The sequence below is a fragment of the Mesorhizobium sp. M7A.F.Ca.CA.003.01.2.1 genome, assembly GCF_003998945.1.
GTDB lineage: Bacteria > Pseudomonadota > Alphaproteobacteria > Rhizobiales > Rhizobiaceae > Mesorhizobium > Mesorhizobium ciceri.
Genome location: NZ_RZRA01001642.1, coordinates 1 through 486, shown reverse-complemented (window position 1 = coordinate 486; position 486 = coordinate 1). Strand labels below are relative to the sequence as shown.

Here is a 486-nt window from a genome sequence, read left to right as displayed (position 1 = left end):
CTGCTGGTGCTCGGCGCCTACAGCCATTCATGGCTGCGCCAGCTTCTGTTCGGCGGCGTGACGCGCAGCGTGCTGCGCACCGCGCCGGTGGCAGCCTTCCTGTCGCGGTAAGCCCACAGCGATCGCTGGCCCTTGCCTTGCCAAGGCCCCTGCTCTTGCCAAGATGGGGGCTTTCCAGCTAATTCCGCGCGCATTCCCCTGTTTTCTTGCGCGCGATCCCCGCGTGCTGTGGAGTGCGCGACATGTCCCTTCCCGAAAAAGCCTTTCCGGTCTCCTGGGACCAGTTCCATCGCGACGCTCGCGCACTCGCCTGGCGGCTTGCCGGTGCCAACAAGGGGCAATGGAAAGCGATCGTCTGCATCACGCGAGGCGGGTTGGTGCCGGCGGCGATCATCTCGCGTGAACTTGGCATCCGCGTCATCGAAACCGTCTGCGTCGCCTCCTATCACGATTATACCAGCCAGGGGCAGCTGCAGGTCCTCAAGG

General features: G+C 64.6%; 2 protein-coding genes. Both read left to right on the top strand.

All coding sequences use genetic code 11. From position 1 onward, the window contains the following. Positions 1-111 (top strand): universal stress protein (locus EN969_RS34705; protein WP_164758828.1); only part of this gene is annotated, 111 nt, incomplete at its 5' end. Positions 112-242: 131 nt separating this feature from the next. After that, on the top strand, positions 243-486 hold a 244-nt coding region (locus tag EN969_RS34700; protein WP_281060061.1), incomplete at its 3' end, for a phosphoribosyltransferase family protein.